Source organism: Klebsiella sp. BIGb0149, from assembly GCF_004362605.1.
Lineage (GTDB): Bacteria > Pseudomonadota > Gammaproteobacteria > Enterobacterales > Enterobacteriaceae > Klebsiella > Klebsiella terrigena.
In genome coordinates, this window is the sequence record NZ_SNYG01000002.1 from 932,949 (window position 1) to 955,754 (window position 22,806).

Annotated in this window: 28 protein-coding genes; 9 read left to right on the plus strand and 19 right to left on the minus strand. The window is 57.4% G+C overall.

What is annotated here, in order from left to right; genetic code table 11:
• Window positions 1-46: 46 nt before the first annotated feature.
• The 5 genes from EDF75_RS11080 to EDF75_RS11100 form a co-directional block, all read right to left on the minus strand.
• A complete protein-coding gene (locus EDF75_RS11080) occupies window positions 47-1,000 on the minus strand; it encodes a transketolase family protein (protein ID WP_133599238.1) in 954 nt (317 codons plus the stop codon).
• Window positions 993-1,823: a transketolase gene (locus EDF75_RS11085; RefSeq protein ID WP_159236757.1), complete on the minus strand. Its 831-nt coding sequence runs from the start codon at window positions 1,821-1,823 to the stop codon at window positions 993-995. The genes EDF75_RS11080 and EDF75_RS11085 overlap by 8 nt, the downstream gene beginning before the upstream one ends.
• Window positions 1,820-3,211: a PTS ascorbate transporter subunit IIC gene (locus tag EDF75_RS11090; protein WP_045856066.1), complete on the minus strand. Its 1,392-nt coding sequence runs from the start codon at window positions 3,209-3,211 to the stop codon at window positions 1,820-1,822. Before EDF75_RS11090 ends, EDF75_RS11085 begins: the two co-directional genes overlap by 4 nt.
• 20 nt (window positions 3,212-3,231) lie before the next feature.
• Entirely contained in the window at window positions 3,232-3,504 is a 273-nt protein-coding gene (locus tag EDF75_RS11095; RefSeq protein WP_041146575.1) for a PTS sugar transporter subunit IIB, read from the minus strand.
• A 77-nt stretch (window positions 3,505-3,581) separates the two neighbouring features.
• Window positions 3,582-4,025 (minus strand): PTS sugar transporter subunit IIA, encoded by a 444-nt coding sequence (locus tag EDF75_RS11100; protein ID WP_076945798.1) that lies wholly within the window; start codon window positions 4,023-4,025, stop codon window positions 3,582-3,584.
• Between the two features lie 238 nt (window positions 4,026-4,263).
• Between EDF75_RS11100 and EDF75_RS11105 the strand changes: the two genes are divergently transcribed.
• Window positions 4,264-5,283: a LacI family DNA-binding transcriptional regulator gene (locus EDF75_RS11105; protein ID WP_133599242.1), complete on the plus strand. Its 1,020-nt coding sequence runs from the start codon at window positions 4,264-4,266 to the stop codon at window positions 5,281-5,283.
• 4 nt (window positions 5,284-5,287) lie between these two features.
• Here the strand turns inward: EDF75_RS11105 and yfcD are convergent, their stop codons facing one another.
• The 4 genes from yfcD to EDF75_RS11125 form a co-directional block, all read right to left on the minus strand.
• Entirely contained in the window at window positions 5,288-5,842 is a 555-nt protein-coding gene (gene yfcD, locus EDF75_RS11110) for an NUDIX hydrolase YfcD (protein WP_045856070.1), read from the minus strand.
• Window positions 5,843-5,899: 57 nt separating this feature from the next.
• Entirely contained in the window at window positions 5,900-6,451 is a 552-nt protein-coding gene (yfcE, locus tag EDF75_RS11115) for a phosphodiesterase (protein ID WP_133599244.1), read from the minus strand.
• Between the two features lie 54 nt (window positions 6,452-6,505).
• Window positions 6,506-7,150 (minus strand): glutathione transferase, encoded by a 645-nt coding sequence (gene yfcF / locus EDF75_RS11120; RefSeq protein WP_133599246.1) that lies wholly within the window; start codon window positions 7,148-7,150, stop codon window positions 6,506-6,508.
• Window positions 7,151-7,235: 85 nt separating this feature from the next.
• Window positions 7,236-8,657 carry an aldehyde dehydrogenase family protein gene (locus EDF75_RS11125; protein WP_133599248.1) on the minus strand — a complete coding sequence of 474 codons (1,422 nt, stop codon included), beginning with the start codon at window positions 8,655-8,657 and terminating at the stop codon, window positions 7,236-7,238.
• Between the two features lie 103 nt (window positions 8,658-8,760).
• On the opposite strand from EDF75_RS11125, the gene EDF75_RS11130 reads away from it, so the two are divergent.
• The 7 genes from EDF75_RS11130 (at window position 8,761) to EDF75_RS11160 (ending at window position 13,414) form a co-directional block, all read left to right on the plus strand.
• Window positions 8,761-9,669: a LysR family transcriptional regulator gene (locus EDF75_RS11130; RefSeq protein WP_133599250.1), complete on the plus strand. Its 909-nt coding sequence runs from the start codon at window positions 8,761-8,763 to the stop codon at window positions 9,667-9,669.
• Between the two features lie 77 nt (window positions 9,670-9,746).
• Complete coding sequence (gene yfcG, locus EDF75_RS11135) at window positions 9,747-10,376, plus strand: GSH-dependent disulfide bond oxidoreductase (RefSeq protein ID WP_045856078.1); 630 nt, start codon at window positions 9,747-9,749, stop codon at window positions 10,374-10,376.
• Between the two features lie 65 nt (window positions 10,377-10,441).
• Window positions 10,442-10,804: a dihydroneopterin triphosphate 2'-epimerase gene (folX, locus tag EDF75_RS11140; RefSeq protein ID WP_041146583.1), complete on the plus strand. Its 363-nt coding sequence runs from the start codon at window positions 10,442-10,444 to the stop codon at window positions 10,802-10,804.
• 18 nt (window positions 10,805-10,822) lie between these two features.
• Window positions 10,823-11,716: a TIGR01777 family oxidoreductase gene (locus EDF75_RS11145; RefSeq protein ID WP_133599252.1), complete on the plus strand. Its 894-nt coding sequence runs from the start codon at window positions 10,823-10,825 to the stop codon at window positions 11,714-11,716.
• 228 nt (window positions 11,717-11,944) lie between these two features.
• Window positions 11,945-12,205: a hypothetical protein gene (locus tag EDF75_RS11150; RefSeq protein ID WP_132512364.1), complete on the plus strand. Its 261-nt coding sequence runs from the start codon at window positions 11,945-11,947 to the stop codon at window positions 12,203-12,205.
• On the plus strand, window positions 12,202-12,768 hold the full coding sequence (locus tag EDF75_RS11155; protein WP_133599254.1) for a helix-turn-helix transcriptional regulator: 567 nt from the start codon (window positions 12,202-12,204) through the stop codon (window positions 12,766-12,768). Before EDF75_RS11150 ends, EDF75_RS11155 begins: the two co-directional genes overlap by 4 nt.
• Window positions 12,769-12,853: 85 nt before the next feature.
• Window positions 12,854-13,414 carry a GNAT family N-acetyltransferase gene (locus EDF75_RS11160; RefSeq protein ID WP_133599256.1) on the plus strand — a complete coding sequence of 187 codons (561 nt, stop codon included), beginning with the start codon at window positions 12,854-12,856 and terminating at the stop codon, window positions 13,412-13,414.
• Here EDF75_RS11160 and hisP read toward each other — a convergent pair.
• From hisP to argT, 5 genes are all read right to left on the minus strand, one after another.
• Window positions 13,395-14,168, minus strand: coding sequence for a histidine ABC transporter ATP-binding protein HisP (gene hisP / locus EDF75_RS11165; RefSeq protein ID WP_133599258.1), 774 nt, complete (start codon window positions 14,166-14,168; stop codon window positions 13,395-13,397). The two genes, EDF75_RS11160 and hisP, sit on opposite strands and share 20 nt — an antisense overlap.
• A 7-nt stretch (window positions 14,169-14,175) precedes the next feature.
• Window positions 14,176-14,892: an ABC transporter permease gene (locus EDF75_RS11170; protein ID WP_041146589.1), complete on the minus strand. Its 717-nt coding sequence runs from the start codon at window positions 14,890-14,892 to the stop codon at window positions 14,176-14,178.
• Complete coding sequence (locus EDF75_RS11175) at window positions 14,889-15,575, minus strand: histidine ABC transporter permease HisQ (RefSeq protein WP_041146590.1); 687 nt, start codon at window positions 15,573-15,575, stop codon at window positions 14,889-14,891. Before EDF75_RS11175 ends, EDF75_RS11170 begins: the two co-directional genes overlap by 4 nt.
• 66 nt (window positions 15,576-15,641) lie before the next feature.
• Entirely contained in the window at window positions 15,642-16,424 is a 783-nt protein-coding gene (hisJ, locus tag EDF75_RS11180; protein WP_133599260.1) for a histidine ABC transporter substrate-binding protein HisJ, read from the minus strand.
• 245 nt (window positions 16,425-16,669) lie between these two features.
• Window positions 16,670-17,452, minus strand: coding sequence for a lysine/arginine/ornithine ABC transporter substrate-binding protein ArgT (gene argT / locus EDF75_RS11185; protein WP_133599261.1), 783 nt, complete (start codon window positions 17,450-17,452; stop codon window positions 16,670-16,672).
• 48 nt (window positions 17,453-17,500) lie between these two features.
• On the opposite strand from argT, the gene EDF75_RS27070 reads away from it, so the two are divergent.
• Entirely contained in the window at window positions 17,501-17,662 is a 162-nt protein-coding gene (locus EDF75_RS27070; protein WP_166646155.1) for a hypothetical protein, read from the plus strand.
• 80 nt (window positions 17,663-17,742) lie between these two features.
• On the opposite strand, the gene EDF75_RS11190 is transcribed toward EDF75_RS27070, so the two are convergent.
• From EDF75_RS11190 to folC, 5 genes are all read right to left on the minus strand, one after another.
• Window positions 17,743-18,312 (minus strand): UbiX family flavin prenyltransferase, encoded by a 570-nt coding sequence (locus EDF75_RS11190; RefSeq protein ID WP_041146593.1) that lies wholly within the window; start codon window positions 18,310-18,312, stop codon window positions 17,743-17,745.
• A gap of 141 nt (window positions 18,313-18,453) precedes the next feature.
• Window positions 18,454-19,971, minus strand: a complete 1,518-nt coding sequence (purF, locus tag EDF75_RS11195; RefSeq protein ID WP_045856095.1) for an amidophosphoribosyltransferase — start codon at window positions 19,969-19,971, stop codon at window positions 18,454-18,456.
• A 33-nt stretch (window positions 19,972-20,004) separates the two neighbouring features.
• Window positions 20,005-20,493: a colicin V production protein gene (cvpA, locus tag EDF75_RS11200; RefSeq protein ID WP_041147709.1), complete on the minus strand. Its 489-nt coding sequence runs from the start codon at window positions 20,491-20,493 to the stop codon at window positions 20,005-20,007.
• A gap of 302 nt (window positions 20,494-20,795) precedes the next feature.
• Window positions 20,796-21,500, minus strand: coding sequence for a cell division protein DedD (gene dedD / locus EDF75_RS11205; protein ID WP_133599263.1), 705 nt, complete (start codon window positions 21,498-21,500; stop codon window positions 20,796-20,798).
• Complete coding sequence (gene folC / locus EDF75_RS11210) at window positions 21,490-22,758, minus strand: bifunctional tetrahydrofolate synthase/dihydrofolate synthase (RefSeq protein WP_133599265.1); 1,269 nt, start codon at window positions 22,756-22,758, stop codon at window positions 21,490-21,492. The genes dedD and folC overlap by 11 nt, the downstream gene beginning before the upstream one ends.
• Window positions 22,759-22,806 lie beyond the last annotated feature (48 nt).

Here is a 22,806-nt window from a genome sequence, read left to right on the forward strand (position 1 = left end):
CGCCGGTCGGTAAAAACAAAGGCGACCGCGTGGTCGCCTTTTTTATTTACAGCAGCTCTCTCGCCGCCGACACTATGTCATGGGCCGTCAGGCCATACTCCTTCTGCAGGAAATCCTGGGTACCGACCTGGCCATAGCGCTCCTTCACCCCCACGCGGCGCATCGGCACCGGACAGGTTTCCACCAGCACCTCGGCGACGGCTGAGCCCAACCCGTTGTGAATACTGTGGTTTTCGCAGGTCACGATGCGCCCGGTTTTCTCGGCATAATTTTTCACCAGCATGCGGTCGATAGGCTTGAGGGTAAACATATCGATTACTGCCGCGCTAACGCCCTCCTGCTCAAGCTGTCGCGCCGCCTCCAGCGCCTCGGCCACCATAATGCCGTTGGCAATCAGGGTAATATCTTCGCCTTCCCGCAGCACGTTGCCCTTGCCGATGGTAAACGTTGAACCCGGGGCGTAGACGCTCGGCGCCTGCTTGCGGATGGTGCGCACCCAGTAGAAACCGTTGAGCGTCATCAGCTGACGCAGGATATCGTCGAACATCACCGCATCGGTGACCTCCAGCACCACCGAGTGCGCCAGGCCGCGAACGATCCCCATATCTTCAAACGACATATGGGTGCCGCCGTTATGGCAGGCGGTAACGCCGGCGTCGGAGGCAATGACCTTGACGTTGTTACGCTGATAATCCAGCGCCATAAACAGCTGGTCGAAGCAGCGGCGGCTGGCAAACGCGGTAAAGGTATGAACAAACGGCAGGCGTCCGGTCAGCGACAGGCCGGCGGCGGTCCCGATAACGTTGGCCTCCATAATGCCGCAATTGATCACGTGCTGAGGATAATCCCGCGCCACGCCGTCCATTGCCATCGAGCTCATCAGATCGGCTTCGAGGGCGATAATGTCACTCCCGGCCTCAATCTGCCGGGCAACAAATCCGGCGTACACTTTACGCATTTCCACGGCGTCTTTTTGTCCTGCGGGTGCGACGTTAATCATGTGCGGCCTCCAGTTGACGAATCGTCTCGTTCAGCGCCGCAGTCATCTCATCCGTCAGGCGCAGGTGATGGGAGTTGCTGAGCTGCTCGAGATACGGCACGCCCTGCCCCTTAATGCTGTCGAGGATCACCACCCGCGGACGGGCGTCGGCGGCCGGCACGGGCCGTACCGCCTCCAGCAGCCCGACGATATCGTCCCCCTTCACGGTGATGGCGTCAAAACCGAAGGCGCGGAACTTCTCCTCGAGGTTGAAGGCGCGGATAATTTCGTCGAGCGTGCCGTCAAGCTGCAGCTTGTTCCAGTCAACAAACACCGTCAGGTTATTCAGGCGATGGTGGGCGATAAACTGAAACGCCTCCCAGCACTGCCCCTCGTTGAGCTCGCCGTCGCCGACAATGCAGAATACCCGATTCGGACGCCCGGCCAGCTTATGCGAGAGCGCCATGCCGCCGGCGATGGAAATCCCCTGCCCCAGCGAACCGGTGGTCGCATCAACTCCCCGCGTTTTCAGGCGATCCGGGTGGCTCGGCAGGCGAGTTCCGTTATGGTTAAGCGTACTGAGCTCTTCCATCGGGAAATAGCCCTTGATGGCTAAGGTGCTGTAGAGCGCCGGGCCGGCATGGCCTTTTGACAGCACAAAGTAGTCGCGCTCCGGCCAGTCCGGGTCGGCGGGGTCGATTTTCATCACCGCGCCGTACAGCACCGCCAGCGTTTCGACCACCGACATGCTGCCGCCGTAGTGGCCAAAACCCAGATTGGTCAGCGATTTAAGCGTGGCGACGCGAATGTCGCGCGCCAGTTGGGTCACTTCTTGCACATTCATGATTTGGCTCCGGTATTCTCCTGCGCGCCATTGCCCGCAGATTTCTTCTTCGCAAAGACGTTGTACGCAACCAGCAGAGCGAACAGCGCCACAACAAGACCCGTAATCGCAAACGGCGACAGGTAGCGCGCCAGGTTGCCAAGCACGATGCCGATTGCGCCGAAGTCGGCGTCAGAGAAGGTGGTATTGGCAAAACCAATCGCCCCCAGAACCGGCAGCAGCAGCACCGGCAGGAAGGTGATCAGCAGGCCGTTGGCAAAGGCGCCGATCATCGCCCCCCGACGGCCGCCGGTGGCGTTGCCGAAAACTCCCGCCGTCGCGCCGGTGAAAAAGTGCGGCACGACGCCCGGTAGAATCAGCACCAGATTCATTTGTCCGAGCAGGAACAGCCCCACCAGACCACCGAGGAAGCTGAACAGGAAGCCGATCAGCACCGCGTTGGGCGCATACGGGTAAACCACCGGGCAGTCCAGCGCTGGACGCGCGTTCGGCACCAGTTTTTCTGAGAAGCCGGTAAACGCCGGCACGATTTCCGCGAGGATCAGGCGCACCCCCTGCAGGATGATAAACACCCCGGCGGCGAAGGTAATCGCCATGATGATGGCGTAGACCAGATAGTTCTGGCCGCCGCTGAAGGTGCTTTCCACATACTCACGTCCCGCGCTCACGGCCATGATCAGGTAGATAATCATCATCGTCAGGGAGATAGAGATGGAGCTGTCGCGCAGGAAGCTGAGATTCTTCGGCAGATTCATCTCTTCGGTGGAGCGGGAGCCTTTTCCGCAGACGCTGCCAATCCAGCCCGAAAGCACGTAGCCCAGGGTACCGAAGTGGCCGAAGGCAATATCATCGGTTCCGGTAATTCGCTTCATATAGCGCTGCGCCAGCGCCGGGAAGAACGCCATCACCAGGCCTAAGATCAGCGAGCCGGTAAACACCAGCCCCACGCCTTCGAAGCCCGCCACGGTGAGGATCACGCCGATCATACAGGCCATATAGAAGGTATGATGCCCGGTCAGGAAGATATACTTCAGCCGCGTAAAGCGGGCGACGATAATATTCGCGACCATCCCAAAGGCCATAATCAGCGCGGTTGACGCGCCGTATTTTTCGAGGGCAATAGAAACAATCGCCTCGTTATTTGGAATAATTCCCTGAATATTAAAGGCGTGTTCAAACATGCCTCCCAGCGGATTCAGCGAGCCGACTAATACCGTCGCCCCACCGCCCAAAACAATAAAGCCAAGAATGGTTTTAATCGTTCCTTTGACGACGTCAGAAAATGATTTTTTTTGTGCCACCAGGCCGATCAGCGCAATTAACCCCACCAGCACCGAGGGCACTTTCAGAATATCAACAACAAAATTCAGCGTTTCCAGGATAAACATATCCGCCTCGCTACAAATAGTTATTGTTTGGCGAACCACGCGCGCAGCTGCGCTTCGAGTTCATTGATGTCGATGATGTTGGTAATCACCACCAGCTGGCTTTCCGGCACGCTGGCGCTGGCGGCGATGTCTTTAGCCATCACGAATAAATCTGCCGCTCCCGGCGTTGCCGATGAGAGGTCGGAGTGTTCAACTTCCGCTTCTATTTCGAGCTTTTTAAGCACCTTTTTAATATTCATTTCAACCATAAAACTACTGCCCAGGCCAGAACCACAAATCGCCATAATTTTCATTGTTATCACCTTTTTTGGGTACAGTTGGTCCGCATCACGCCGGGCGTAATGGGTTATAAATCAGGTTATGAATAAGATCAGAATCGCGCGATTATCGTTTTAATTTCCTCCAGGGTTTTCGCCTGATGTAATTGCTCCATATCTTCGTCGCTGGAAAATAATTCAGCCAGCGCGGAAATCATCTCGATATGACTATGCTTGTCGGGTGCCGCCAGCATAATAATAATATCGACCGGGTCGAACTCTTCTGAACCAAACGACACGCCCTGCTCCAGCTTCAGCAGCGAAAGGCCGAGGCCTCTGGCCCCCTCTTCCGGCCGCGCATGCGGCATTGCCAGCCCCGGCGCCAGCACATAGTAGGGTCCCAGCTTCGCATGTTGTTCCACAATCGCGGTCACGTACTCTGGCGCAATAACGCCGGCCTCGAGCAGCGGCCTGGCACAAACCTCAAGAGCCTGAGGCCACTCTTCTACGCTCTGTCGGAGCGTGATAGTGGCATCAAAGATCCATTTACTGAGCATTTTATCTCCCCCGTCTTTTAGCAAAAGATGGGCAAACTTTATTCAAGCGCACAGCAGTTAGCTGCGACGGCGATCACAAAGATAGCGCTACCAACAGATAACATTCAAAATTGTGATAGCGCTATCAATTCGCAATCATCATATGAAAACGCAGCAAAAATGTGGATTTAAGGCGTATACTCCCTGAAACGTAAAGTGATGGATGCTAATGAAAAGCGTCTGTTCAGCAGGAATGTGTATGTCTCTAACCCGAAAACGGCGTAGTACCGGTAAGGTGACGATCGCCGATGTTGCCCAGCTTGCCGGCGTGGGCACGATGACCGTCTCGCGTGCGCTGCGCACGCCGGAGCAGGTTTCCGACAAGCTTCGTGAAAAAATCGAAGCCGCGGTGCAGGAGCTGGGATATATGCCCAATCTGGCCGCCAGCGCGCTGGCTTCCGCCTCCTCAAGAACGATAGCCATGGTGGTGCCAAATCTTGCCGAAGCGGGCTGCTCCGCGATGTTTGCCGGGCTTCAGCAGGTGCTGCAGCCGGCGGGTTATCAGATTATGCTGGCGGAGTCGCAGCATCGTCTTGAACAGGAAGAGACGCTGCTGGAAACGCTGCTGGCATCGAACATTGCGGCCGCCATTCTGCTCAGCGTTGAACATAGCGATACCGTCCGCCACTGGCTGAATAACGCGTCGATTCCGGTGATGGAGATGGGCGCCATGCGCGCCGACCCGATTGACATGAATATCGGCATTGATAACGTTGCCGCCATGTTCGAGCTCACCGAAATGCTCATTCATCGCGGCTATCAGAATATCGGCCTGCTGTGCGCCAACCAGGAGCAGTGGATTTTTCAGCAGCATCTGCAGGGGTGGTACAAAGCGATGCTGCGCCACCATATGTCGCCGAATAGGGTGATTAACGCCGCGCTTCCCCCCAGTTTCTCCACCGGCGCTTCGCAGCTACCGGAATTTTTGCTGGCGTGGCCGGAGCTGGATGCGCTGGTCTGCGTCTCCGACGAGCTGGCGTGCGGCGCGCTGTACGAATGCCAGCGTCGGCGTATTAAAGTCCCGGACGATTTGGCGGTCGTCGGCTTCGGCGATAGCGATGTCAGCCGGGTCTGCCAGCCGCCGCTAACCACGATGGCGGTACCGCATCACAAGATTGGTATTGAAGCTGGACGCGCGCTTCTTGAGCGCCTTAATGAAGGAAACTGGAGCGGCAGAAAACCCATCGTCTCCAGTTTATGCCTGCGGGATAGCTGCTAGGTGGCTACTCGGCCTCTTCCTGCTTTTCCGGTTTTGCCGACTCGTTGTTGGCATTGCGGGTCATCCACAGCGCCAGCGCTTTTAACGAATCCGGGGTGAACTCATCGCAGCGGGCGGTGATCTCTTCCGGCGTCAGCCAGCACACTTCGCTGACCTCCTCTTCCTGCAAAGCAAAGGGGCCATGCGACACGCAGCTAAACAGGCTTCCCCAGACGCGGCAGTGCTTATCTTCGTAGTAGAACTGGCCGTGGTCGGCAAAGGGTACGCCGGCAATGCCCAGCTCCTCTTCGGCCTCGCGACGCGCTGAATCCAGCAGCTGCTCGTCGGCCTGCACCACGCCACCGGCGGTGGCATCCAGCATGCCCGGCTGAAAATCTTTTATCTCGGTACGACGCTGCACCAGAATTTTGCCCATCCCATCATGAACGACAATGTAGGTTGCACGATGGCGCAGGCACTGCGCGCGCATTTGCTCGCGGCTGGATTGCGCAATCACCTCATTGTTTTCATTAACGATATCTACCCATTCTGTGCTTGCCAAATCGTTCTGTTCCGCCATCAGGAAACCTTACTTTTTAAAGCGCTCTTGCGGCGCGTCTTTACGGTTGGGGGTAAATTACGGGTTAATTGCCACCTCTGCAATAACCTGATGATCATCGAGAGCTAAAACCTGCAGTCGATCCCCTTCAAGGAGGCCATAGCTGGCGGGAAATCCCCCTTTGGGGATGCTCACGGAACCGGGGTTAAAGAGAAAAATATCGCCGCGCTTCTCGGCTACCGGAATATGAGTATGACCATAAACCAGGACATCGCCAGCGCAGAGCGACGGCAATTTTTCGGGGCTGTACAGATGCCCGTGAGTCAGAAACAGCCGACACCTTTCAGTCAGAACCTGCTGCCAGGGTGCGGTGATGGGAAAGTCCAGCAGCATCTGATCGACTTCGCTGTCGCAGTTGCCGCGTACGGCAATAATGCGCGCCGCAGCGCCATTGAGCTTCCCGGCAACTTCTGCCGGCGCGTAGCCCTCAGGGAGAGCGTTACGCGGCCCGTGGTTGAGCACGTCACCCAGAATAATCAGCCACTGCGCCCCGCTCTGCGCAAACCGTTCCAGCACGCGCTCGGCGGCGGGCAAAGAGCCATGAATATCCGATGCAAACATCAGCCGCATTTTTTCATCTCCACGCATTACGATGCCCCATGATAGCGGAACCGCGAAGGCGAATCAGCCGGCGCGTTTAGCCGACAGTGCGGCATAGCGCTGAACGGACGCCCGCTGCCACTGGAAGGAGGCGTAATCAGCCAGCCGCTCCGGCACCTCATCGCCGTTAAGCACCAGCCGGTTGAGCATAAGCGCGAGATCGGTATCGGCAATTGACCATTCGCCGAAGAGATTGGTGCCGCCGTGGGCCAGCAGCCCGGAAGCGGTCTCGAAGAGTTTTTCCGCGCTCCTGCGCCCCGCCGCGCTCAGCGCCGGTTTCTTTTGCCCGGCGAAGATAACGTCGGTAGAGCGCTCTTCGCGAATGGGCAGCAGATCGCTGCGCAGCCAGGCCTGAACCTGACGGGCACGGGCTCTTTTCTGCAGATCGTGGGGATAGAGCCGCTCCCACTCCGGCGGGGCAAAGCGCTCGTCGAGATATTCGCTAATCGCGGATGATTCGCTGAGGGCAAAATCGTCAACCTCCAGCAGCGGCACGCGCCGGGTGGCGGAGTATCCCTTCCAGCCTGCCTGCAGGTGTTCGCCGCTATCCAGATTGACGGTTTTAAGCGTAAAAGGCAGGCTCTTCTCCTGCAGGGAAACGTAGACTGACATCACGTACGGAGAGAAAAAATCGGAATCGGACCACAGGGTAATGACCGGCTGGCTCATGGCATCCTCAATTAATAATGGGGCGATAAAGCAACATATCCTGTCTTCTGAGGGATGTCACTTACCGCACCATGAGGATTTTGCACTAGCCAATGAGCAGCGTTTTCGGCTCCAGATAGGCCTGCATTCCCCATCTCCCCATTTCACGCCCCACCCCGGATTGCTTGAACCCGCCAAACGGCGCCTGCGGCTCATGTTCGAGGGTATTGACCAGCACGCGCCCGGACTCAATCGCCAGCGCCACCTCCGTCCCGCGCTGGCGATCGCCGCATAATACCAGCGCGCTCAGTCCGTACGCGGTGTCGTTAGCGATCGCAATCGCTTCAGCCTCGTCCTGATAAGGGATAATGACCAGCACCGGGCCAAAAATCTCTTCCCGCGCGATACGCATCTGATTATACGCATCGCTGAACACCGTCGGTTTAACGCACCAGCCTTTTTCCATGCCCTGCGGCCGGCCAACGCCTCCCGTCAGCACCCGGGCGCCCTCCTGCTCGCCAAGGCGGATATAATCCTGCACCCGCAGCCACTGCTTATGGCTGACCATCGGGCCTATCGCGGTCCGCGGATCGCGCGGGTCGCCAGACGTATAGTCGGCTTCCACGGCCTGTACGATAGCCTGCTCAAGCTCGGCCTGGCGTCGGGCGGGGACCAAAATACGCGTGCCGGCAACGCACGCCTGCCCGCTGTTCATAAACCCGGCCGCCAGCGCCAGAGGAACCGCCTGCTCGATATCCGCATCATCAAGAATCACGGTGGGCGACTTGCCCCCCAGCTCCAGCGTCACGCGCTTGAGCGTTTGCGCCCCGCTTTCGATAATATGTTTGCCTACAGCGGTGGAGCCGGTAAACGAAATTTTTGCGATATCGGGGTGATGGTTAATCACATCCCCCACGACCTCGCCGCGCCCGGTGACGATATTAAATACGCCCGCCGGGATCCCGGCCGCGTGCAGCGCCTCGCTAATAATTTGCGTCTGCCAGGCGCTCATCTCGCTCGGCTTAATCACCGCCGTACAGCCCGCCGCCATCGCCGTCGCCAGCTTGCTGCAGATAAAACCGGCATCGCTGTTCCACGGCGTAATCAATCCCGCGACGCCGACCGGCGTCATCACCACCCGGGCGCGGCCGGCCTGCTCAACGAACTCAAAACGCTCCAGCGTGACCATCGCCTGCCTGATGGTTTGCGCCGGCCACGCCGCCATCCACTGCGAGCGGGAAGCCGGTGCGCCGTATTCCGTGACAATCGCTTCCAGCAGGTCAGCCTCCCGCGCCTGAACGGCAAGATACATGCGTTCCAGCACTGCCAGGCGCTCCTCTTTCGTCGTCCGCGACCACGCCGGAAATGCCGCCTTTGCCGCAGCAATTGCCCGCTCCGCGTCCCGTTCGTCAGCCAGTCGGACCCGGCCAATCGCCTCTTCGGTCGTAGGATTAAACAGCGCAAACTCTTCGCTACCGTGCGGCGTGACAAACTGGCCGTTGATATAAATTTGGTCGATGTTCAGCATAATGATTTTCCCATCTTGTTGGATATCCGGGAGTATAGGAGCGTCGTATTGCCGCGATAAGCGGGTATAATCAATACAGTCTGTTACGAAAATCGGGATAATTATGCAGCGTAGCGGTATTACCGAACTCGAAGTTCTCCTCGCCGTCGCGCACCGGCAAAGCTTTCGGGCAGCGGCCCGGGAGCTGGGTATGTCGGCGACCGCCGTCAGCAACGCCGTTGCCGGACTAGAGGCCCGCCTGAACGTGCGCCTGTTCAATCGTACGACCCGCAGCGTCGCGTTGACCGAAGCCGGACAGCGGTACGTTGAGCGGATAGCGCCCGCCGTAGCCGAAATCCAGCGCGCCTCGGAGGAGGTCGCCACCCGGCCTGAAATGCCGAGCGGGACGCTGCGGATCAACGCGCCGAGCGAAAGCGTTGCCCTGCTGTTTGATATTTTCGAGACCTTCCTCAAGCGCTATCCATCCATGCGCCTGGATATCACCACCGAATCCCGGCTGGTGGATATCGTTGCCGAAGGCTACGACGCGGGGATCCGCCTGGCGGAGTCGCTGCCGCAGGACATGATTGCCGTCGCCCTGACGCCCGACGCGCGGATGCTGATCGTCGGCACCCCGGACTATTTTGCCCGGCACGGCGTTCCGCTAGGTCCGGACGATCTTATGCATCATCAGGGGATTGGCATGCGTATGTCGCACGGCGGCATTTATCGCTGGGAGCTCGAGCGGGATGGGCAAAAAATGGCGCTTAACGTCCCGCCACGCATTATTCTTAGCGAGATGCAGGCCATTCACCGCGCGGCGCTGGCGGGGATCGGGCTGGCGTTTATTTCTGACTGGTTTATCCAGGACGATCTTGCCGGCGGCAGGCTCATCAGCGTGATGGACGACTGGTGCCCTTCTTTTGGCGGCCTCTCCCTCTACTACCCTGGCCGTCGCCATATCCCGCCGGGGCTGCAGGCGTTTATCGCCCTGGTGCGCGAAATGCGGGCTCCTTCCACCGCGGCGCGCTGAATTTCCCCCCTGCTCTCCCGTAATACGCCAGGTCACCTATACTCGAAAACTGGCGACCCACGACGGCGGGAGACATCATGATCGATCTTTACTACGCACCCACCCCAAACGGCCAAAAAATCGTTCTGTTCCTCGAAGAGGCTGAGCTGGCCTATCGGCTGATTCGGGTCGATATCAACAAGGGCGAACAGTTCCGCCCGCAGTTTCTCAGCCTTTCACCCAACAATAAAATCCCGGCGATAGTTGACCACGTTCCCGCTGACGGCGGAGCGCCGCTGAGCCTGTTCGAATCCGGGGCCATTCTGCTCTACCTCGCCGAGAAATCGGCAAAGCTGCTGAGCGGCGAGCTGCGCGAGCGCCACGTTACGCTGCAGTGGCTGTTCTGGCAGGTGGGCGGACTGGGGCCGATGCTGGGGCAAAATCAGCACTTCAACCATTCGGCACCGCAGACGGTTCCCTATGCCATTGAGCGCTATCAGGTGGAAACGCAGCGGCTATATAGCGTACTCAACCGGCGTCTGGAGGTCAGCCCGTGGCTCGGCGGCGAGCGCTACAGCATTGCCGATATCGCCTGCTGGCCGTGGATTAGCGCGCATCAGCGCCAGCGTATCGATCTGGCAAACTTCCCGGCGGTGCATAACTGGTTCGAGCGTATTCGCCAGCGCCCCGCAACCGCCCAGGCGTTGCTGAAAATTCAACAATATTAACCCCCTGCTCGCACGACCTGCTTTCATGTATGATTGCGGAAATGACAACACGAAGGAAGCCTGCAATGTCTCAGCCAGACGCCATTATTCGTATAAAGAACCTACGCTTGCGTACTTTTATTGGTATTAAAGAGGAAGAGATCGCTAACCGTCAGGATGTGGTGGTCAACGTCGCCATCCACTACCCGGCGGATCAATCCCGCAACAGCGAAGATATCAACGATGCGCTGAATTACCGCACCATCACCAAGCGCATCATCAGCCATATTGAGAATAACCGCTTCTCCTTACTGGAAAAATTAACTCAGGATGTGCTCGATATCGCATGCGAACATCACTGGGTCACTTATGCTGAAGTTGAGATCGATAAACTTTATGCACTCCGCTACGCCGACTCGGTATCCATGACCATGAGCTGGCGGCGGTAGGCTTCTTAGGGAGGCGCTATGAAGATTCTGCTTACCGGCGGTACCGGTCTGATTGGTCGGCATCTCATCCCCCGGCTGCTTGAGCTGGGGCATAACGTAACGGTATCCACGCGCAGCCCGGAAAAAGCCCGTGCCCGGCTCGATCCCCGCGTCACGCTGTGGCGCGGCTTTGACAATCACCAGCACCTCAACGACATTGACGCCGTTATCAATCTGGCGGGCGAGTCTATCGCCGACAAGCGCTGGACCGCGGAGCAAAAGCAGCGCCTGTGCCACAGCCGCTGGGATATTACGCAAAAGCTGGTCGCGCTCATCAACGCCAGCGACACCCCGCCTGCGGTGCTGATTAGCGGCTCTGCGGCAGGTTATTATGGCGACCTGGGGGAGGTTGTTGTCACCGAAGAAGAGCCCCCGCACAATGAGTTCACCCACAAACTCTGCGCCCGCTGGGAACAGCTGGCCTGCGAAGCGCAAAGCGACCGCACCCGCGTCTGCCTGCTGCGAACCGGCGTTGTGCTGGCATCGAGAGGCGGCATCCTTGCCAAAATGACCCCTGCCTTTAAGCTCGGCCTTGGTGGCCCTATCGGCAGCGGCAGGCAGTATCTGGCGTGGATCCACATCGACGATATGGTTAACGCTATTCTGTGGCTGTTGGATAACGACCTGCGCGGCCCCTTTAACATGGTTTCGCCTTATCCGGTACGCAACGAACAGTTCGCCCACGCGCTTGGCCACGCGCTAAATCGCCCGGCCATTTTTCGCGTCCCGGCGGCGGCAATACGCCTGCTTATGGGTGAGTCTTCGGTTCTGGTGCTCGGCGGCCAGCGCGCGTTGCCAAAACGCCTGGAAGCCGCGGGCTTTGGCTTTCGCTGGTACGATTTAGAAGAAGCGTTAAAAGACGTCCTTGGCTAACCCAATTTAATCCCGGGAGATTTACCGCTCTCCCGGACTCTCCTGCTCGCCTGCCGCCCGTGGAAGCTCTCTCGCAGTAATCCAATCTCCCGCCGCCGTTCATTTATCGCCGTGAAGCTCGTTCCAGCGTCCTTTCCTGCTCTCTGTCATAACGTCCCGGTGTTTGTTTTTTCAGCACAACACTGTTGACAATCGTCAACACAACGTTCAGTATCAGAGGACACATTGATGAAGGAACATCCGGATAAGCACATCAGGGCAGCCATCGACTATGCTCGCGCCCGGGGGTGGATTTTTATTGCTGGCGGGAAAAGCGCGCACTGTTTCGGACGGCTCATGTGCGGTACGGCCAATCATCGCGAACACATGATGAGCATCTGGTCTACTCCTGCCGTTCCCGAGAACCACGCGAGGCAAATTATCAGGATGGTCGACCGCTGTCGCTCAACGTCGACGGCCTGGTTTAATCATAAGGATCGCAAACTATGACCCTCTATAACTTTACCCTGACGCTATCAGGCGTTAGCGCCCACACGCCAGATCTCGAGGACGCGCTGTATCGCGCCGGCTGTGCCGACGCGCTGGTTTGTTTTTACGGAACGGCGGTGTATCTGGAGTTCGATCGCGACAGCGAATCGCTCGAACGGGCGATTCTGTCTGCCATCGATAACATCGAATCCGCATCGAAGCTGAACGCCCGGGTCGAGTCCGTTGACGCCACGCTGGTGGGCCTCAGCGATATCGCCGAACTCACCGGTCTTTCACGACAGGCCGTTGCCCTGCTGAAAGACGGGGCGCGCGGCTCCGGCAAATTCCCCGGCCCCGTACAGCGCGTAAAAGGCAACTCGCCGCTGTGGCGCTGGAAAACCATTGTCAGCTGGCTGGTCGCGGAAGCAAGAATTGCGGCAGACTCACCGCTGGTGGTACACGCGGAGGTCCTCGACAGCCTGAATCTGGCCCTGCAGCTGCGGGCCTCCCAGCAGAGCGAAACCGTGATGCACTATTTTCACGGGCTCGACAAGCCGCAGCCAGCCTCTCCAACCGCCGGGTAACCGCCGCAACGATCGGGACAGGATCGTGTTATCCGGGACTTTCTGGTGTTAAGGTTAACGGACGATCCCCCGTCATGGCCCGCTTATGATTACGCTAACCACCTCGCGCCTGCTGCTCTCCCCGTTCACCGAATCCGACTGGCCTTTTTTCCTGCGCCTGCGCAGCGACCCTCAGGTGATGCGCTTTATGGGGCCGATCCTTGACGAGGAGGCGCTGCGAAACGTCTTCGATGCGCGGCGCGAAGCATCCGGCGTATTCGTACTTCGCGATGGCTGCGGCAAGGCCCTTGGCGACATCGGCCTGCGCATCAGCAGTAAAAATCCGCACGAAGCCGACGTCGGCTACGCCCTGCTGCCTGAGGCTCAGGGTCATGGCTATGCCAGCGAAGCGCTGGAGGAGGTTTGCCGCTATGGATTTGCCCGGCTCGGCGTTAACGCGATTAATGCGTGGGTCATCGGGGATAATTCAGGTTCTTCGCGGCTGCTGGAAAAGCACGGTTTCCGGCGGATCCAGATCCTCGAGAAGGCCTGGCATCTGGACGGCGTTGACTACGATGACTGGATCTATCGCCTGGAGCGCCGATCCTGTCCCGGCAGGGTTAACCCCGCCGGGGAGAACGTGAAATTTACTTCAACGAACCCTTGAGGAACTGCTGCAGACGCGGGCTCTTCGGATTACCGAAAAGCTCATCAGGATGGCCTTCCTCTTCAATTTTCCCCTGATGGAGGAAAATAACGTGCGAGGAAACGTGGCGTGCGAAGCCCATTTCGTGGGTCACCACCACCATCGTTTTCCCCTCTTCCGCCAGCTGCTGCATAATGCGCAGCACTTCCCCCACCAGCTCAGGGTCAAGCGCGGAGGTCGGTTCGTCGAACAGAAGGACTTCAGGCTCCATCGCCAGCGCGCGCGCAATGGAAACGCGCTGCTGCTGACCGCCGGAGAGATGCACCGGATATTTGACCTGCTGACGCTCGTCAATACCGACTTTCGCCAGGTACTTCTCGGCCCGCACCCGCGCTTCCTGCTTGCTCAGTCCCAGCACCTGAATGGGCGCTTCCATGACGTTTTCCAGCACCGTCATGTGGCTCCACAGGTTGAAATGCTGGAATACCATCGTCAGACGGGTACGCAGCAGGCGCAGCTGGTTTTTATCCGCAACCTTGAGCTGACCATCCTTATCGCGCACCAGGCCAATATTCTGCCCGCTAACAACGATCGTGCCTTCGCTCGGTTTCTCAAGGAAGTTAATGCAGCGCAAAAAGGTACTTTTACCGGAACCCGATGAGCCGATGATGCTGATAACGTCCCCGGCTTCTGCCCGCATCGAGACACCTTTCAGCACCTCATGCTCGCCGTAACGTTTATGGAGATCGATAACGTTTAATTTATTTTCGGACATGGCGTTCTCAGTGCGTCGAAGAAGGTTTTATATGCTGCAGCCAGCGCTTTTCCGCCTTTCGGAACAGGCTAATCAGCACATACGAGATAATTAAGTACAGCACCGCGGCAATGCCGAAGGCGGTAAACGGCTGATAGGTCGCTGAGTTAATATCACGGGCAATTTTCAGCAGATCCGGCACCGTGGCGGTAAAAGCCAGCGCGGTGGAGTGCAGCATCAGAATCACTTCATTACTGTACGCCGGCAGCGCGATGCGCAGCGCGGAGGGTAGAATAATGCAGCGATACAGTTTGGCCGATGAAAAACCATACGCCCGCGCCGCCTCTATCTCTCCGGCGGGGACCGAACGAATCGCCCCGGCAAAAATCTCCGTCGTATAGGCGCAGGTATTCAGCGTCAGCGCCAGCACCGTACAGTTCAGGCCGCTGCGGAAAAAGGCGTTCAGCAGCTCGGTGCCTTTGACAATTTCCAGCGTGTACATACCGGAGTAAAACACCAGCAGCTGCACGTAGAGCGGCGTACCGCGGAAAATATAGGTAAAAAGCCAGATCGGAAACTGAATGTACTTATTGCTGGAGACGCGCCCGATGGCGAGAAAAATCGCCAGCACGCCGCCCATCACCACCGAGGAGATTAACAGCCACAGGGTGATGGCGACGCCGGTAAAGCGGTAGCCGTCGGTCCACAGCAGGGATTTCCAATACTCCTGAATAATCTCAATCACAGGTCAGCCCTCTTCACGCCCACGGTATAACGGCGTTCAAGCAGCAGCAGCACACCATTGGAAATCGTTGTAAATACGAGATAAATCAGGCCGCAGACGATGGCAAAATAGAAGGGCTGCCAGGTACTTTTTCCCGCCAGCTGCGTCGCTTTCACCACATCCTCCAGCCCCAGCAGCGAAACCAGCGCCGTAGCTTTCAGGATAACCTGCCAGTTGTTGCCGATCCCCGGCAGCGCATAGCGCATCATCGCCGGGAACAGAATGCGCCGAAACGTCTGCCCGCCGCTGAAACCAAAGGCGGTCGCCGCTTCGATATGTCCTTTCGGTACCGCGAGGAAGGCGCCACGGAAGGTTTCCGTAAAGTACGCGCCGTAGATAAAGCCCAGCGTGATGATGCCTGCAATCATCGGGTCGATATCAAACTGCGACATCCCCAGCGCATCGGTGAGCGTGTTGAGCGCGATCTGCAGCCCGTAGAAAATCAGCAGCATCAGCACCAGATCCGGCACGCCGCGAATTAAGGTGGTGTAGCCTTCAAATACCAGCGCCAGCGGTCGATTGCTCGATAGCTTCGCGCCGGCGCCGGCCAGACCAATCAGGACCGCCAGCACAACCGAACTAAGGGCCAGCTCCAGCGTGACAAGAGCGCCCTGCAATATTACCTGTGAAAACCCGTACAGCATGCTGTCTGCCCTGTCTATCATCGACCACCGCGCGCTAAAATACGCGCGGTGGCGTACGCGTGATGGTTAGTCGCCGTACACGTTAAAATCGAAATATTTTTTCGCCAGCTTGTCGTAGGTGCCATCTTTGCGCATTTCAGCGAAGGCTTTGTTCAGCGCTTCGCGCAGTTCGTTGTCCTCTTTACGCAGGCCCATGCCGGTGCCGACGCCAAACAGCTTCTCGTCCTTAATGGACGGGCCGCCGAACTGATAGTCTTTACCTACCGGCTGCTTGAGGAAGCCTTCGCTTGCCGCCACTTCATCCTGGAACGCAGCGTCAATGCGGCCGGCGGTCAGGTCGGAATAGATATTGTCCTGGCCCTGATAGGAGACAATCTCAATCCCTTTTGGCGCCCAGTGCTCGTTGCCGTAAGTTTCCTGGGTTGTACCCTGCAGCACGCCGATACGCTTGCCCTTCAGGCGAGTCAGATCCGGCGTGATATCGCTGCCCTTTTTCACCACCAGGCGGGAATCGGCGGCATAAAGTTTGTCGGTGAAGGCAATTTCCTGCTGGCGTTTTTCAGTAATAGAAAGCGAAGACATAATCGCATCGATTTTCTTCGCTTTTAAAGAGGGGATCAGCGCGTCCAGCGGGTTTTCAATGAAGGTACATTGCGTATTGATGCGCTTACACAGCTCTTTGGCCAGATCGATGTCAAAACCAATCAACTCACCCTGCGCATTTTTCGATTCAAACGGGGCATAAGTGGGATCTGTACCGATACGAACCTTTTGCGGAATTGCTGCGAATACCGTGGAAACGCTGGAAAGGGCCAGCGCTAAGGAAAGAGACAACGCCAGTTTTTTCATAACTATCCTCAACAAACTGTCATTCTAATGGGTTTATTAGAAGTACTTAAGCCAGTTATCGTGCCACTTTTCTCCCCGATATGGCAAAACATTCTGCGCCGGGGAGCAAATTTTTTCGCATCAGAAACGCTTAACTATGCATTTTTTGCACCAAAATGAAACGCCGACACGACGAATGCACCAATAAGGGGCATTGATAGCTATCGCCACGCTAAAGGGCCCGGTATACCGGGCCCACGGCATGCTTAGTCACCGTAAACGTTAAAGTCGAAGTACTTCTTCGCCATCTTGTCGTAGGTGCCGTCTTTACGCATTTCACCCAACGCTTTGTCGAAGGCAGCCTTCAGCTCGCCGTCCGTCTTGCGCAGGCCAATGCCGGTGCCATCACCGAAGAACTGTTTGTCTTTGACCGAGGGGCCGGCAAAGGCGAAATCTTTGCCGGCAGGCTGTTTGAGGAACCCTTCGCTGGCGGCCACTTCATCCTGCAGCGCGGCGTCGAGGCGACCGGCGGCGAGGTCAGAGTAGATCAGGTCCTGGTTCTGATAGGCCACCACATCAACGCCTTTGCTGCGCCAGCGTTCGTTACCGTAAGACTCCTGAGTAGAGCCCTGCAGTACGCCGACGTGCTTGCCCTTCAGCGACTCCAGGGTCGGCTGGATGGTGGAACCTTTCGGCGCAATCAGACGGGAGTCTGCGGCATACAGCTTGTCAGAGAAGGCTATCTCCTGCTGACGTTTTTCGGTAATCGATAATGAAGAGATGATGGCGTCAATTTTCTTCGCCTTCAGCGATGGGATCAGTGAATCAAAATCACTCCCTACCCAGGTACATTTTACCTTGATACGCGAACAGAGTTCGTTACCCAAATCGATGTCAAAGCCGACGAAATCACCTTTGGCGTCCTTAGAGGAGAATGGCGCGTAGGTGGCATCGGTACCGATGCGGATGCTTTGCGGCAGAGCTGCAAAGACGCTGGAAGCACTGCTAATTCCCATAATTAAAGAGAGGGCCAGAATCGTCTTCTTCATACAATACCCTTAAGTGTCGTGATGTTGTTATGCGGTGCGTTGTTAGTTATGTGTAGTGCCGACGTATCCTGCAGTTTTTGTGCCATTTTCTCAGTGCGTGCTGGAAACAGCGTTAAATTTGTTAATATAAAGTTGCAGAATTGTCTTGAAAGGGAAGATACCAGTATTAACGGAGAAACCGCAGCGTCGAAACGCAAAAAAACAAATTAAATGTTGAGGATTTGATCGGGGCGACAAAATTGCACCATAGAGGCGCAAAGAATCATAAAGCGCACTATTTTAGCGCGCGGTCAGGCCCCCTGCCAGCGGGCAAACAGGTCCTGCGGCAGCGTAATATCGAACTGATCGATAACGCGATTGACCGTCTGGTTGATCACGTCGTCCAGAGTTTGCGGACGATGATAGAAGGCCGGAACCGGGGGCATGATAACCGCGCCCATTTCCGCCGCCTGGACCAGCAGACGCAGGTGTCCGAGGTGGAACGGCGTTTCGCGCACGCAAAGCACCAGCGGACGACGCTCTTTCAGCACCACGTCCGCCGCGCGGGTCAGCAGACCATCGGTATAGCTATGAACAATCCCTGAAAGCGTTTTCATCGAGCAGGGGAGTATCACCATCCCGGCGGTTTTAAACGAGCCGGAAGAGATGCTGGCGGCAATATCGCGGGCATCGTGGACGACGTCGGCCAGCCCCTGAACTTCACGCAGGGAGTAGTCGGTCTCCAGCGCCAGGGTCTGCCGCGCCGCCTGGCTCATGATCAGATGGGTTTCAACATCCGCGACATCGCGCAATATCTGGAGCAGCCGCACGCCGTAAACGGCACCGCTGGCGCCAGAAATTCCAATGATAAGTCGTTTCACGATGGTTGCCCCTTCTGCTTAGAGTCGCAGACTTTGCCGGATTATAGCACCGGACGCAAGTCCGGTGGCCCGCTAACCGGGGCCTGAAAAACAAAAAGCCCGCAGTCTGACGACGGCGGGCTTTAACGACAAAGGCGTGGTTTAGCCTTCGTTATGCATCTCTAAGTTTTCCACTTCGTTCTGACGCTGCACCGCTTTGGCATCGTCGTTACGCAGGGAGTCGAGATAATCCAGGTACTGCTGATCGACGTCCTTAGTGACGTACACGCCGTTAAATACCGAACACTCAAACTGCTGAATATCCGGATTCTCGGCCCGCACGGCGTCGATCAGATCGTTCAGATCCTGGAAGATTAGGCCGTCAGCGCCGATGATCTGCCGAATTTCATCAACTTCACGACCGTGGGCGATCAGCTCGGTGGCCGTCGGCATATCGATGCCGTAGACGTTCGGGAAGCGAATCTCCGGCGCAGCGGAGGCCAGGTAGACCTTCTTCGCACCCGCTTCGCGCGCCATCTCGATAATCTGTTCCGAGGTGGTGCCGCGGACGATGGAGTCATCGACCAGCAGGACGTTTTTATCACGGAACTCGGCGCGGTTAGCGTTGAGCTTACGACGTACTGATTTACGACGCAGCTGCTGGCCTGGCATGATAAAAGTACGGCCGACGTAGCGGTTTTTGACGAAGCCCTGACGATAAGGCTTGTCGAGAATACGGGCAATTTCCAGCGCGATATCGCAGGAGGTTTCCGGAATCGGGATGACCACGTCAATGTCCAGATCTTCCCATTCGCGGGCAATTTTCTCGCCCAGCTTAGTCCCCATATTCACGCGCGCGCTGTAGACGGAGATCTTATCGATGAAGGAGTCCGGACGGGCAAAATAGACGTACTCAAAGAGGCACGGGTTGCTGACCGGGTTCTCCGCACACTGGCGGGTAAACAGCTGGCCTTTTTCGGTGATGTACACCGCTTCTCCCGGCGCAACGTCGCGCAGGAACTCGAAGCCCAGCGTATCCAGCGCCACGCTTTCGGAGGCCACCATGTACTCGGTACGGCCGTCGCCAATATCGCGCTTGCCCAGCACCAGCGGGCGAATACCGTTCGGATCGCGAAACGCCACCATACCGTGGCCGATAATCATCGCCACGCAGGCATAGGCGCCGCGAATCTGCCGATTGGTCGCCGCAATTGCCGCAAAGATATTGTCGGCTTCCAGCGGATAATGGCGGAAGTTATCCAGCTCGCTGGCGAAAATATTGAGCAGAATTTCAGAATCGGAGGTGGTGTTGATGTGGCGGCGTTTTTCTTCAAACAGCTTTTTACGCAGCTCGTGCGCGTTGGTCAGGTTACCGTTATGCGCCAACGTAATGCCATACGGCGAGTTAACGTAGAAAGGCTGAGCCTCGGAGGCGCTGGAGCTGCCAGCCGTAGGGTAACGGACGTGGCCGATCCCCATGTTGCCCTGCATACGCTGCATGTGGCGAGCCTCAAAAATATCGCTCACCAGCCCGTTTGCCTTACGCAAGCGGAAGCAATTATTTGCATCAATGGTGATGATGCCTGCGGCATCCTGGCCACGATGCTGAAGCACCGTTAACGCGTCATAAATCGACTGGTTGACCGGCATAACACCGGCGATACCGACAATACCGCACATACGTCTTTTCCTCGTTCAGCTACATCCCAACGCTTATGCTTTGGGCAAGAAACTTGACGAGCTCTGCAGATAGTCAAAAAACCATCTGATAACGAAACTGAACTGCGGGATAAGCTCCGACTTTTGCCAGTCTTCGCTCTTCGCCATACCGGTAAAACTATCGAGAAAGAACAGGATCGCCGAGACAATCAGCACGCCACGGAGGGCGCCGAAGCAGATCCCTAACACCCTGTCGGTACCCGACAGGCCGGTTTTCTCTACCAGTGCGCTAATCACGTAGTTAACGATAGCGCCGACGATAAGCGTTGCGATAAACAGTATCGCGATAGCAATCCCATTGCGGACCATTTCGTCTTCAAAGCCCGTGAACCAGACAGCCAGGTAAGTGTAGTAATGACTGGCAACAAAGAAAGCACATCCCCAGGTTACCAGCGATAACGCTTCACGAACAAAGCCGCGGATCAGGCTTACCAGACAGGAAAAACCAATCACCGCAATAATGGCGTAATCAATCCAGACCATATACATCCTACGATTTTACGCCCTGTCGTCCGGTTCGGGGCGCATTCTAACAGAAAAAGAAAACGTTTGCGTAGGGATTTCCGTGCCCTACAGAAATAAAAATGGCGCTGAAAAAACATTCAACGCCATGCTGCCTTTCGCCTCTGCAGGGCGCGTCAGGTAAGGGATTCAGCCCCTTCGCTCGCCGACAGCAAGCGGGGTGGCGGGCCCGACGGCCCACCGTTCTGACCGCACAAGGAAGAATGCCTCCTTTCCCGGCACAAGCCTCGGCGCTCTCAACGCTATCAGACTGAATAGCAAGGCTAGTTTGGCGTGTATCCCATCACCACGCCGCTCAGACCCGACAGCTGCTGCAGATCGCCAAGCTGGCCTTTCAGCTTATCTTTCGACGCATCAGGGCCAACCAGAATGCGGGTGATTTTCCCCTGCACCGGCGTTGAAGGCGACGTGTAAACCTTGAACCCGGAGGAGCGCAGCTTACCGACGATTTCGTTGACCTTGTCCGCGTTCTTCAACGCGCCCAGCTGCACCACGTAGGCTCTGCCGGTCGGCGCAGGAATTTCAGCTGGCTTCGGCGCCGGCGTCTGGGCGACAGTTTGCTGCGGCGGCTGCTGCGGCTTCTCGACCGGCTTCGGCTGCGGCTGAGGTTGCGGCTTCGGCTGGGCCTGAGGTTTCGGCTGCGGCTTCGGCGCGACAACCGGCTCCTGGACATCGTCGAAGCTGTTATTGTTTATCGGGATGCGCGACGGATCCAGCGACGGCGCCGCCGCATTTCCGGCCCTCACCTCTTCTGCCGCCCCTTCCGGAGGCTGGGCAGGCAAGGCCTGCGTTGCCGCCGGTAGCATATCAGGCTCATCGCGATCGCCCGGCTTTGGCACCAGCGGGATCGCCGCAAACTCATCCTGATAGTGTTTTTTCTGACCGTCAAGCAGCCCTGGGAGGATAATAACCCCCAGCGCCACCAGCACAATCGTCCCGACTAAACGGTTCTGAAACTTACTCGCCACCGATTCTCCCCGCGTCTATTTCTTCCATTACGTGCGCTACCGTGTGGAATGAGCCACACACCAGCACCGTATCTTCAGGTCCGGCATCGGCCATAGCCGTATGCCATGCTTGAGCGACGTCTGCGCAGGCTCTACCCGTACGCAAATGCTCCAGCAGCTGCTCCGCCGTTGCTCCACGCGGCCCTTCCAGCGGCGCGCAGTACCAGCAATCAACCTCAGCCATCAGGTTTGCCAGCGTACCGGCAATATCCTTATCATGCAGCATACCAATAACCGCCAGCACGCGCCCCGTTTTCGGCAGGCTTTTGAGACGCCCGGCCAGATAGGCCGCCGCGTGCGGATTATGGGCAACGTCGAGGATCACGCGCGGCGTTTCGCCAATTATCTGGAAACGCCCGGGCAGCATCGCCTGCTTAATGCCGTCGCGAATCGCCCGTTCGTTCACCGCCAGCCCGCTGGCGCGCAGCGCCGCCAGCGCCGTAGCCGCATTCGGCATGGGTACCTGAGGCAGCGGCAGTCCCGCCAGCGTCCCCTGCTCGTCGCTGAAATCCCACCCCTGCTCGCCGCTCTCGTAGCGCCAGTCGACGCCGCGACGCCGCAGCACCGCGCCTTTTTCCGCCGCAACGTCGGCAATGGTATGAGGCATATCCGGCTCACCGACGATAGCCGGCCGGCCTGAGCGGAAAATACCGGCCTTTTCGCGGCCGATGCTTTCGCGATCCGGCCCCAGCCAGTCGGTATGATCGAGCGCAATGCTGGTCACCACCGCCACGTCGGCATCAACAATATTTGTCGCATCAAGGCGACCGCCGAGCCCGACCTCAAGGATAACGACATCCAGCTGCGCCTGCTTAAACAGCCACAGCGCGGAGAGCGTACCGAACTCAAAATAGCTCAGGGAGATTTCACCGCGCGCGGCTTCGATTTCGGCGAAAGAGGCGGTATGCGCCGCTTCCGGCAGCTCCTCTCCCTGCACGCGAACGCGTTCGGTGTAGCGCACCAGATGCGGGGAACTGTAGACGCCGACCCTATAGCCCGCCGCCATCAGCACCGACTCCAGCGTACGGCAGGTGGTCCCCTTACCGTTGGTTCCCGCCACCGTAAAGACGAACGGTGCGGGTTTCACTACCGCCATCCGCCCGGCAACTTCGTTCACCCGCGTCAGCCCGAGATCGATAGTTTTGCTGTGCAGATGCTCCAGATAAGAAAGCCACGTAGCCAGGGGCGACGTGGCCTGAGGAATAGGTTCTTTTTCCATGATGTCCGCAAGAGTTAACGGTAAATACGCTCATCCTTCAGCGTGCCG